This is a genomic window from Rhizobium sp. Root1204 (assembly GCF_001424965.1).
Lineage (GTDB): Bacteria > Pseudomonadota > Alphaproteobacteria > Rhizobiales > Rhizobiaceae > Pararhizobium.
Genome location: NZ_LMCZ01000009.1, coordinates 105,374 through 116,925, shown reverse-complemented (window position 1 = coordinate 116,925; position 11,552 = coordinate 105,374). Strand labels below are relative to the sequence as shown.

Annotated in this window: 9 protein-coding genes and 1 pseudogene; 8 read left to right on the top strand and 2 right to left on the bottom strand. The window is 61.0% G+C overall.

The window, feature by feature from the left end; all coding sequences use genetic code 11:
• The first annotated feature begins 95 nt into the window (after window positions 1-95).
• The 7 genes and pseudogenes from ASC96_RS11935 to ASC96_RS11905 all read left to right on the top strand — a co-directional run bounded on the left by ASC96_RS11935 (window position 96) and on the right by ASC96_RS11905 (window position 8,055).
• Window positions 96-440: a metalloregulator ArsR/SmtB family transcription factor gene (locus ASC96_RS11935; RefSeq protein WP_060503260.1), complete on the top strand. Its 345-nt coding sequence runs from the start codon at window positions 96-98 to the stop codon at window positions 438-440.
• Between the two features lie 41 nt (window positions 441-481).
• The gene (locus ASC96_RS11930; protein ID WP_060503259.1) at window positions 482-1,015 is read left to right on the top strand and encodes an SRPBCC family protein; all 534 of its coding nucleotides are present in this window, start codon (window positions 482-484) and stop codon (window positions 1,013-1,015) included.
• A 26-nt stretch (window positions 1,016-1,041) separates the two neighbouring features.
• Window positions 1,042-1,521, top strand: a complete 480-nt coding sequence (locus ASC96_RS11925; protein WP_060503258.1) for an SRPBCC domain-containing protein — start codon at window positions 1,042-1,044, stop codon at window positions 1,519-1,521.
• Between the two features lie 188 nt (window positions 1,522-1,709).
• The gene (locus tag ASC96_RS11920; RefSeq protein WP_060503347.1) at window positions 1,710-2,927 is read left to right on the top strand and encodes an MFS transporter; all 1,218 of its coding nucleotides are present in this window, start codon (window positions 1,710-1,712) and stop codon (window positions 2,925-2,927) included.
• A gap of 153 nt (window positions 2,928-3,080) precedes the next feature.
• Complete coding sequence (locus tag ASC96_RS11915; RefSeq protein ID WP_060503257.1) at window positions 3,081-4,952, top strand: sigma-54-dependent Fis family transcriptional regulator; 1,872 nt, start codon at window positions 3,081-3,083, stop codon at window positions 4,950-4,952.
• Between the two features lie 161 nt (window positions 4,953-5,113).
• Window positions 5,114-6,187 (top strand): 2,3-butanediol dehydrogenase, encoded by a 1,074-nt coding sequence (locus tag ASC96_RS11910; protein WP_060503256.1) that lies wholly within the window; start codon window positions 5,114-5,116, stop codon window positions 6,185-6,187.
• A gap of 69 nt (window positions 6,188-6,256) precedes the next feature.
• Window positions 6,257-8,055: pseudogene (locus ASC96_RS11905) on the top strand (NAD(P)/FAD-dependent oxidoreductase).
• Window positions 8,056-8,304: 249 nt separating this feature from the next.
• Here the strand turns inward: ASC96_RS11905 and ASC96_RS11900 are convergent.
• Complete coding sequence (locus ASC96_RS11900) at window positions 8,305-9,615, bottom strand: aspartate aminotransferase family protein (RefSeq protein ID WP_060503255.1); 1,311 nt, start codon at window positions 9,613-9,615, stop codon at window positions 8,305-8,307.
• Window positions 9,616-9,618: 3 nt separating this feature from the next.
• Window positions 9,619-10,668 carry a phosphotransferase enzyme family protein gene (locus ASC96_RS11895; RefSeq protein ID WP_060503254.1) on the bottom strand — a complete coding sequence of 350 codons (1,050 nt, stop codon included), beginning with the start codon at window positions 10,666-10,668 and terminating at the stop codon, window positions 9,619-9,621.
• Between the two features lie 193 nt (window positions 10,669-10,861).
• On the opposite strand from ASC96_RS11895, the gene ASC96_RS11890 reads away from it, so the two are divergent.
• The gene (locus ASC96_RS11890) at window positions 10,862-11,542 is read left to right on the top strand and encodes a GntR family transcriptional regulator (protein WP_060503346.1); all 681 of its coding nucleotides are present in this window, start codon (window positions 10,862-10,864) and stop codon (window positions 11,540-11,542) included.
• The last annotated feature ends 10 nt before the right edge of the window (window positions 11,543-11,552 follow it).

The following is an 11,552-nucleotide window of genomic DNA, read 5'->3' as shown; positions in this document are numbered from 1 at the left end:
ATCAGCGGGCGTTGTGGAGACAACTTGTCACCAATTGCGAAAAACATTCAACCAATGAGTTGACTATACGGAGTGACGCGCATATATTCAACCACATGATTGAACAACATGCATTGCAAATGAATTCCGTCTTTCATGCCCTTGGTGATGCCACGCGCCGGCAGATGCTCCGTGACCTGGCTGGGGGAGAGCGGACGGTGAGCGAACTGGCCGGGCCGTTTTCGATTTCATTGGCCGCGGCGTCAAAGCATATCAAGGTTCTGGAGGGTGCGGGCATGATCCGCCGCGAAGTGCGCGGACGCACCCACCATTGCCGCCTTGAGCCTGCGCCGCTTGCCAGCGCCCATGAGTGGCTAGGATTCTACGAACGCTTCTGGACCGACCGCCTGGATGCCCTCGAACAATTGCTGCGCGAGGAAGACGAAAAAACCAAGCCTTGATCACAGAGGCTCCCACTGTTTGCAGCAGAAGGAGACGACCGATGAACACGCTTGCCCCAACGAATTCGTATGGCGTGCTGATCGAGCCCGCCACGCTGAAGATGGAACGCCTGCTACCCGGCCCCATCGACCGGGTCTGGGCCTACCTGACCCAGAGCGACCTGCGCAGCCAGTGGATGGCGGCGGGCGAGATGCCGATGAAGATCGATGCATCCTTCGAGCTCGTCTGGCGCAACAACACCCTATCCGATCCGCCGGGCAAGCGGCCAGAAGGCTTTGCCGAGGTTCAGCGCATGCAGAGCCGGATTACTGCGCTCGATCCGCCCCACAGGCTCGCCATCACCTGGGACGGCAGCGGCAGCGTGTCCTTCGAACTGGAGCCGAGAGGCAAGGACGTGCTCCTGACCGTCATCCACCGCCGCGTGCCGGACCGCGCCGCGGCCCTGATGTTCGGTGCTGGCTGGCACATGCATCTCGACACGTTGGCCGCCCGCCTGAGGGGCGAGGCAACGGAACCGTTCTGGGATGGCTGGAGCCGCCTAAGGACCGAATATGACCGGATCATCCCGGCCTGAACATAACCCATGAAACGGAGACAACCATGACAAGTCACAGTTTCACCACCAGCTTTACCGTCGATCAAACACCGGAGACTGCCTTTGCCGCCATCAACAATGTTCGCGGCTGGTGGTCACAGGCCATCGAAGGCCCGACCGACGTGGCCGGCAGCACGTTCGACTATCACTTCCAGGATATTCATCGCTGCACGATCAAGGTGACCGAGCTGATCCCTGGCCGAAAGGTCGTCTGGCAGATCATCGACAACTATTTCAGCTTCACCGACGACGAAACCGAGTGGAAGGGCACTCAGATCATCTTCGATATCTCGCGAGCCGGCGGCCTGACAGAAGTTCGCTTTACCCACGAAGGCCTTGTTCCTGAATACGAATGCTACGACGCCTGCTCCGATGGATGGAGCACTTATATCAACGGCAGTCTGCGAAACCTGATCGCGATAGGCAAGGGTGACCCCAATCTCGGCGACCCGATGACCAATACGGAACAGAAGCTGACGGCCTAAGCCGGCCTACGGCGCTGCTGCGGGCTCAGCCGGATGCAGCGCTGCAGGTTGCCGCGGCCATGCATCGCTTTCGATTTCGGCTAAGAGGCGAAATTCGCCCGGCGATTAAACGCGACCACCGACCGCAGCCCGGTGATGACCCGGCTGGTTCTCAGGCAAGCATCGCATTCCATGAAATGGAGATCAGCATGAACGCATCTTCCTATCGCTGGATCATTGTTGCAGCCGGCGGCCTGCTCGGCTGTCTCGCAATAGGTGCGATGTTTTCCCTACCCGTCTTCCTTTTACCCATCGCGCGCGGTACCGGCTGGTCTGTCACCGGCATTTCCAGCGCCATGACCATCGGCTTCCTGGCGATGGCGCTCGCGAGCATGGTCTGGGGCTCCCTGTCGGATCGCTGGGGCTCCCGCATCGTCGTACTGACCGGGTCGATCATCCTGACGGCCAGCCTCGCGCTTGCCAGCAGGGCAACATCACTGATTGAATTCCAATTGGTCTTCGGCCTTGTCGTTGGCGGTGCCACCGCGGCCATCTTTGCGCCGCTGATGGCCTGTGTCACCGGGTGGTTCGACACCCATCGCAGCCTTGCGGTTTCCCTCGTCTCAGCCGGCATGGGCATGGCTCCGATGACCATGTCTCCGCTCGCAGCTTGGCTCGTCACCGTCTATGACTGGCGACAATCGATGTTGATTATCGCAGCCCTCGCCGCCGCCATCATGATCCCGGCATCGCTCCTCATCCGCAACCCGCCAGTATCGAAGCAGGAGAGTGACGGTATCCCTGGCGAAGAGGGACCACAGGCGGGGATGACCACGGGACAAGCACTGCGCTCGCCGCAATTCATCGTCCTGATGCTGACCAACTTCTTCTGCTGCGCCACACATTCCGGCCCGATCTTCCATACGGTCAGCTACGCCATCAGCTGCGGCATCCCGATGATCGCCGCCGTCTCGATCTACAGCATCGAGGGCTTGGCCGGCATGGGCGGCCGTGTCGCCTTCGGCCTCCTAGGAGACCGTTATGGCGCCAAACGCATCCTGGTCATTGGTCTGTTGATCCAGGCATTTGGCGCACTCGCCTATGTGTTCGTGCGCGAGCTCTCGGGCTTCTATGCCGTGGCCGCCCTATTCGGTTTCATCTATGCCGGTGTCATGCCGCTCTACGCCGTTCTGGCGCGCGAAAACTTTCCCCAGCGGATGATGGGCACCATCATTGGCGGAACCGCCATGGCCGGCAGTCTCGGCATGGCAACCGGCCCGGTGGCAGGAGGTCTCATCTACGATACATTCGCCACCTATAGCTGGCTCTATATTGGAGCCTGGGGCATCGGCATCGGTGCGTTCCTGATCGCGATGACCTTCCGGCCGTTCCCGAAAGCAGCCCAGTCGCAGCTGGCGCCGGCTTGAAACTCCCGCCCGGCTCCGGTTCCTGTGCCTCGGGTTGAAAACCGGGAGGCGGCCTGAAGGACCTAGACAACCGAAGCCGCCCCACAACTGGCCCAACAACTGGATTGTGACCCGGCGCCGATTATGCGACCATTCGCGCGGGAGGATGTCTGCATGGTGTCGATGCTATCGCACATACGGGAGATCGAGCGCGTGGGCATGGGCGTCGTCAGCCCGCGTGATACGCCGGTCATTCAGTCCTGGCTGCGTTGCCTGAACGACTACAAGCTTGATCCGGCGATCGCGCAGGAAGCTTACATCGTACCCGAACTCAAGCTGCGTGAACATCGGGAGCAGGCCGAGGAACTGATCCGCATCGGCCGTTCGGGGCTCGAAGCTCTTTTCACGCAGATCGCTGAGCAGAATTATGTACTGCTGCTGTCTGATGCGCGCGGCGTCACGGTCGATTTCATGGGTGATCCGACTTTTGACAATCAGCTGCGCAAGGCAGGGCTCTATCTCGGCTCCGAGTGGTCGGAAAGCCGTGCCGGCACCTGTGCAGTCGGAGCGTGCATCGTCTCCGGTGAGCCTGTCATCATCCATCAGGACGATCATTTCGACACCAGCCATATCGGGCTGACCTGCACTGCCGCCCCCGTCTTCGACACGCTGGGAGACCTCACCGCAGTGCTCGACATTTCGCAACTCCGCTCGCCGACGGCTAAAGCCAGCCAGCAACTGGCGCTGCATTTGGTCGCGTCCACCGCGCGACGCATCGAACTTGCCAACCTGATGACCCGCACGCGCAATGACTGGGTGCTGCGCCTTGCCCGCTCTCCAGAGTTTCTTGACGTCGATCCCGATGCCGCGATCGCGCTCGACGGAAGCGGCCGTATCACGGGCCTGACGCATGGCGGCTTCGGCGCGCTCGCCCGCTCCATGAATATGCGTGGCCTTGCGACACGGGATTTCCTCGGCCAGCAGATATCCAACGTCTTCGACATCGATATTGACGATCTGCCGCGTTTCATGCGCGGCAGGCCGAACGGCGAGCGGCTGCTCCGGGCGCGCAACGGCCTGGTGCTGTTCGCCAGTGCCATCGCTCCTGCTGTCAATATCCGCGCACCTGCCGTGCCGGAGCCGCGCCTGCCGGGTGCACTTCGGGACCTCAGCAACGGGGACGCCGCTATGGAGCGGTTGCAGATTCGCGCGGCCAAACTGGCGGCGCGCGATATCCCGATCCTTATTCAGGGCGAGACGGGCAGCGGCAAGGAATATCTAGCGCGAGCAATCCACGACAGCTGTGGGAGCAGCGGAAATTTCGTTGCCGTCAATTGTGCCGCCATTCCGGAGCACCTGATCGAATCCGAGCTGTTTGGCTATGCGCCGGGCGCGTTTACGGGGGCCAACCAGAAGGGAAAGCGCGGGCTGATCGAGGAGGCAAGCGGCGGCACTCTTTTCCTGGATGAAATCGGCGACATGCCACTACCCCTCCAGAGCAGGCTATTACGGGTGCTTTCGGAAAACGAGGTCCAGCCGGTCGGCGCATTAAAGCCAAAGCCCGTTCGTCTTCGGGTGCTGTCCGCCTCACACCGCGACCTTGCCGATCTCGTCAAGGACGGCCGCTTCCGGCAGGACCTCTACTACCGGCTGAACGCCGCGACGGTAAATCTGCCTGCACTGCGCGAACGCGAGGATCTTGGCTGGCTGGTCGATCAGCTGCTCCGGCGCCTCAAGAAGGAAAATGGCGCGGCCTACCGCATCGACAAGGCAGCGCGGGCGGCGCTGCTCGCGCACGACTGGCCGGGCAATCTGCGCGAACTGTCCAACGCACTGCGCGTGGCGGCGGCGCTGTCGGACGCTGGTGTCATCGATCTCGACTGCCTGCCGGAACACCTCTTTACCGGGAGCGCGACGATCTCGTCCAAGACAGACGGCGACCTGCGCCAGGCGCTCCACGACTGTGGCGAAAACGTCTCGGCGCTGGCGCGAAAACTGGGCGTCAACCGGTCCACGATTCACCGCCGCCTGAAGCGTCTGAACTGACGCAACGGCTGCAACACCTGTTGCGCCCAAGGTGTTGCATCTATCTGGCCGATCAACAATGTATCTTCACAACATATTGAGAACGCGAGGGAAATAGGCCTCAGCCCATTCTGGCACGCCGCTTGCTGACCTTCTGTACAAGAACAACAGGAGGAAATTCAATGAAGGCACTGCGCTTTCACGCCGCCAAGGATTTGCGCATCGAAGAGGTGAATGCGCCCGCCGCGCCGGGGCCGGGCGAAGTACTTGTCGAAAACAGGTTCTGCGGCATCTGCGGCACGGATTTGCACGAATATGCCTATGGCCCAATCTTCGTGCCGAAGGAACCACACCCGTTCACCGGCGCGCATGGGCCGCAAATTCTCGGCCATGAATTCGGTGGCTCGGTCAAAGCTGTTGGCGAGGGCGTCAGCCATGTACAGCCCGGCGACCGCGTATCGATCCAGCCTCTCATCATGCCACGCCATGGCGACTACTATGCCGATCGCGGCCTCTTCCACCTGAGTGCCAATCTCGCGCTCGCCGGCCTCTCCTGGCATTCCGGCGGCATGGCCCAACAGGCCCTTCTCAACGACTACAACGTCCAGCCGATCCCCGATGCGCTCTCCGATCAGGAAGCGGCACTCATCGAGCCGACGGCCGTTGCCGTCTATGCCTGCGACCGGGGCGGCGTGACGGCCGGCCACTGCGTGCTCGTCACCGGCGCCGGGCCGATCGGCATTCTTGTCGCCATGGCAGCGCGCGCGGCCGGTGCCTCGCAAATCTTCCTTTCCGATCTCAATGACACACGGCTGTCACTGGCAAGGGAGGCGCTCGGTGAGGTTCGCACCATCAATCCGAAAACAGAAAAGGTAGGCGATGTCATCCGGGCCGAGACCGAAGGCAATGCCGGTTGCGATGTCGCGATCGAGTGTGTCGGCAACGAACATGCGCTCAAGAACTGCGCCGACGCCGCCCGCAAGCAAGGCGTCGTTGTGCAGACAGGGCTCCATCCCGGCGAAAACCCGCTGAACTGGTTCGACGTCACCTTCAAGGACATCGATATCCGCGGCTCCTGGGCTTATCCGACCCACTATTGGCCGCGCGTCGCACGGCTGATCGCCAGCGGCCAGATTCCCGCGAGCCGGATCGTCACGAAATATGTTTCGCTCGACGAGGCCGTCACGGAGGGGTTCGAGCAATTGCTCGACCCTGGCGGCAAACACCTGAAAATCCTGATCGACCTGTCACGATAGACCGATCCGTCTTGCGGGGCGGTTGAGGAGCCGTCCCCGTTTTGCAAACTGAGCTGGAGGAGAAACACGATGCTCGACAAGACCCCCACCACCCGCCTTCAGGCGCTTCTCGATACGTTCGGGGCAGCGCTCGAAGCTGGCCGGATCGACGATGCCGTCAATCAGTTCGCCGAGGACTGCTATTGGCGCGACCTCGTCGCCTTCACCTGGAACCTGAAAACCGTCGAAGGCCGCGATCAGGTGCGCGATATGCTGCAAGTGCAGCTTTCAACGGCCAAGCCATCGAACTGGCGCGTTGCCGCGGGAGAGGAGGCGACGGAGGCAGACGGCGTCCTCGAAAGCTGGATCACCTTTGAGACGGCAACCGGGCGCGGCTACGGTCTGGTGCGTTTCAAAAACGGGCAGATCTGGACGCTGTTGACGGCGCTTGCCGAGTTGAAGGGCCATGAGGAGAAATCCGGCTTCACGCGCCCGCTTGGCGCCAAGCATGGCCAGGACCTCGGCGCCAAGACATGGGCCGAGGAGCGCGAGGAGGAAGCCCGCACCCTCGGCTACGAAAAGCAGCCCTACACCGTCATCATCGGCGGCGGCAGGGTGGTATCGCCCTTGGCGCCCGGCTGCGGCAGCTCGGCGTACCGACCATCATCCTCGAAAAGAACGAGCGGGCCGGTGATAGCTGGCGCAAACGCTACAAGTCGCTCTGCCTGCACGATCCTGTCTGGTACGACCACCTGCCCTATATCGACTTTCCGAAGAACTGGCCGGTCTTTGCGCCGAAGGACAAGATCGGGGACTGGCTGGAATTCTACAGCAAGGTGATGGAGCTGAACTACTGGACCCGTTCTGCCGCCAAATCGGCGAAATGGGATGAGGTGACCAAGGAGTGGACGATCGTCGTCGATCGTGACGGCGAGGAAGTTGTGCTCCGGCCCAAACAACTGGTGTTTGCGACCGGCATGTCCGGCAAGGCAAACATTCCGGATTTCGAAGGACGGGACCAGTTCGAAGGCGAGCAGCACCATTCCTCCCAACATCCAGGCCCAGACGGCTACAAGGGCAAGAAGGTCGTGGTCATCGGCTCGAACAACTCGGCCCACGACATCTGCGCGGCACTTTACGAGGCGGGTATCGACGTCACGATGATCCAGCGTTCGACGACGCATATCGTGAAGTCCGACACACTGATGGATATTGGATTGGGCTCGCTCTATTCGGAGCAGGCGCTTGCCAACGGTGTCACGACGGCCAAGGCCGACCTCATTTTCGCCTCCCTGCCCTACCGGATCATGCATGAGTTCCAGATCCCGCTCTACGACAAGATGCGAGAGCGCGACGCGGCCTTTTATACGGCGCTTGAAAAGGCCGGATTCCAGCTCGACTGGGGTGCCGACGGCTCCGGTCTTTTCATGAAATATCTGCGCCGTGGCTCCGGCTACTATATCGATATCGGCGCGTCGCAGCTCATCATCGACGGCAAGGTGAAACTTGCAGCAGGCCAGGTGGAGGAGATTACCAAGAACTCCGTCAAGCTTTCGGACGGAAAGGAAATCCCCGCCGATGTCATCGTCTACGCGACCGGCTACGGCTCGATGAACGGTTGGGTGGCCGATCTCATCGACCAGGAAACCGCAGACAAGGTCGGCAAAGTCTGGGGCCTCGGCTCGGATACGCCGAAGGATCCCGGCCCTTGGGAGGGTGAGCAGCGCAACATGTGGAAGCCGACTCAACAGGAAGCGCTGTGGTTCCATGGTGGCAACCTGCACCAGTCGCGCCATTATTCGCAGTATCTGGCACTGCAACTGAAGGCGCGGATGGAGGGCCTGCCTGTCCCGGTTTACGCTCTTCAGGCCGTTCATCACCGGCGCTGATTGGGCAACGCTCAAGCCGGAGGCATTCCGCCAGCCAAACTAGGATGTAAGGAGTGAGGGGTGTTCCGCCCCTCACTCCTTGTCCTGAATTTTGGGCTGGGTATCGCAAACCGGCGACGCGATGGTCTCGCCTGCCCACCTTGCTCACCGTCAAGACACAATCCGGAGGTTTCGGCCCACACCCCACAGTGAGACGCAGCGCGAACGGCAATCCCGCTATTTGCGATAAGCCGCAGCTTTTTGTTATGGTCAGGCGGTTTTCAGCACGTCGCCGAGCGCACCCACAAGCGTATCGGCATTTTCGCGGGAAAAGACGAGTGGCGGGCGGATTTTCAGGATATTGGCATTGGGGCCAGAGGCACTGATCAGGACGCGCCGATCCCGCAGGCCGTTGACGATGCGGGTCGTCAAGCTGGCGTCAGGACTCTTTGATATCGGGTCACCGATGATTTCGACACCAATGAACAGGCCCGAGCCGCGCACGTCGCCGATGGCGGGATGGGACAAGCTCTTGAGACCGTCCATTAGATAGCGGCCGACTTCCAGTGCGTTCTGTTGCAGCCCCTCGATCCGGATCGTATCGAGCACGGCCTTGCCGGCGGCGGCGGCGATGGGATTGCCTCCGAACGTGTTGAAATAGCGGGCGCGCGGCCCGAATTCGGCGATGACCTCCGGACGCAGGACAATGCCTGCCATCGGGTAGCCGTTGCCCATCGGTTTGCCGATCGTCACCATGTCGGGTGCAACGCCGTGGCGCGCAAAACCCCACATGGCTTCACCGGTGCGGCCAAAGCCAGGCTGCACTTCATCGGCGATGAAGAGGCCACCTGCCTCATGGATCGCGTCCACCGCCGGTTTCAGAAACCCCTTTGGCCCGGCGAAGATACCGTCACTCGAGAAGATCGTATCGGTGATCAGCATGGCTGGCTTGATGCCATGGCGCTGCAGGTCAGCGATGGCCGCACGCACGTCGCGGCCAAATTTTTCCATCAGTTCTTCCGGCGAGTGACGATAGCTGTCCGGGGCAGCAACGGTGCGCACATGGGGGCCGAGCGTCACGGATTCTCCGAGCGAGGGCGAGAATTCCGCCACCACACTCGTCAGGCCGTGATAGGCAAGTTCAGTGGCGATGATGCCGGTGCCGCCGGTGACATAGCGGGCAATGCGCACGGCAAGGTCGTTCGCCTCGCTGCCTGTGCAGGTGAACATGACCTGGCTCAGCGCTTCGGGGAATGTCGCCGTCAACGTTTCGGCATAGTCGACAACCCCTTCGTGCAGGTAGCGCGTGTGAGTGTTGAGAACTGCAGTCTGCTTGGTAATCGCCTCCACCACCCGCGGATGGCAATGTCCAAGCGAGGCGACATTGTTGTAGGCATCGAGATATTTTTCGCCGGCGGCGTCATAGAGGAAGACGCCTTCGCCACGAACCAGATGAAGCGGTTTTTCATAGAAGAGACGATAGGCGGGGCCGAGCACCTTTTCCCGGCGCGCGATCAGCGCCCGTTCCGTCTCGTTCAGCCGTTCGAAATCTTCGCGCGAGAAAGCATTTACCATCGACATGATTCAGGCCTCGGACAAGTTGGGCGCAAGCGTTTTCAGCCCCGCCGGTGTTAGATCGGATATATTGAGGAGCCCCTGCCAGGCGGAGGCGTGGTTGCGCATGATGTAGTTGTGGTTCTCCGGAAAGCGTGCAGAGCGCCACTCGGCGATGATGATCGACATTGCGAGCCGTGCGCGGGTGAGCACCGGCAGCAGTTCCATTTCGGCGGGCTCCAAAGCGCGTACCGACAGGAAGCCCTCCAGGAACGCACCGGCGCGGGCCGCCCAATTCTCCGTCGCCAGATGATAGGAAAGCGCGACAGCGAGATCGTTGACCAGCGGGCCATGCACCATATCGCCGAAATCGATGATGCCAACGACCTCGGTGGGCTTTGCCGGGGCGAGAAGAATATTGTGCGGGTTGAAGTCGTTGTGGATGATCTGGCGCCGCTTAAGCCCGGTAATCAAGGGTAGAGCACGCTCGAATTCGAACAGTACGGCTTCCGCCTGCGCGCGGCGTTCAGGGGCGACATGATCGACGACGGCAGCGAGATCCAGCGTGTGAGAAATGTCCCACATCAGCTTTCCCGCGGGTGGACGTCCCTTGTAGTCCTTGAGACCAAGGCCAAGTTCCGCCAGGGCGCGGCCGACATTACGGCTCTGCACCTCGCAGGCGCGCGTACGGTACTGCAGCTCGCCGCGCAGGAAGGTCAGCAGGCGCATAATACGCGGCCCCTCCGAAGTGGCCAATGTGTGGCTCGGTTCGCCGTTCTTCGCCGGGACAAGGCGGGGTACGGGGACCGCAGGCGCGGCCGACGCCAGATGCAGCAACGCGCCATCCTGGAAGTCCAGTGCCGCCGGGTCTTCTGCGGGGTTGGCGATCTTGAGGATGAAATCGGTTCCGTCGCTGCGTATGAACAGGAAGGTCTCGTCACGTTCGCTGGAAAGCCGCTTTGCCGTGCCGGCAAGGCCATAGACGTCCGCGACTGCGGCCTCGGCGTCGGCAAGCGACGTCGGCTCCCATGTCGCAGACATGGAATCCGTTTTCTTGGTGGCGGACGATGGCTGCGTCATGTCTACTCCCTTGCGCGGCTTCCCGCATTTTTCTTGATCGCTGCCTCTTTCAGTGGGTTGTCTCCCCCAAGGAAGGCAGTTTGGCAGCCTAGGCACCGGCTGGCCGAAGATGCCTATTGCATCAAAGCGTACTTGAAACATGCCAGAAAAGATGCATCAAGTATCTTATTACTCGATTATTTGGATCGGTTCCATGGCTGAATTCACCACATTGGAATATGAGAACCTGAACAGCACCATTTATAGTGCGCTGTGCGACGCGCTGATCCAGGGGCGGTTCCAGCCCGGTGACCGGTTGAAGATTCGCGATCTCGCCGAACAGTTCGGCACGAGCGTCACACCGATCCGTGACGCCATCCTGCGGCTCGCCAATGACGAGGCAATCATCTTCCGCTCGCCCCGCGACATCCGCATCCCAGGCCTGAGCGAAAGCCGGTACCGGGAGATCCGAACAATCCGTATCCGGCTGGAGGGGCTGGCTGCAGAAACTGCAGCACAGGTTGCGACCAGCACCGATATCGAGGTTCTGGAGCGAATTTTGCGCGAAAACGAGCAAGCAATTGTTGCCGGAGACCGATTGAAAGGGACAGAACTCAACCAGGCCTTCCATTTCATGCTGCCGCAAATTGCCGGCCTTCCGGTGCTGAACGGGATTCTGCGACGACTCTGGCTGCAGATGGGGCCGCACATTTCCGACGCCTATATTCAGGGTGGGCGAGCGATGATCGACCATCATTACCCGGTCATCGAAGCCCTGAAACGGCATGATCCCGCGGCCGCTTCCATGGCGATCGTCGATGACATCCTGCTCGGCGGCAAGCCTATTCTGGACCGCATTGAAAGGGCGGAAGAGCGACAGGACCGCAGGGCATAGGACTTTCGTG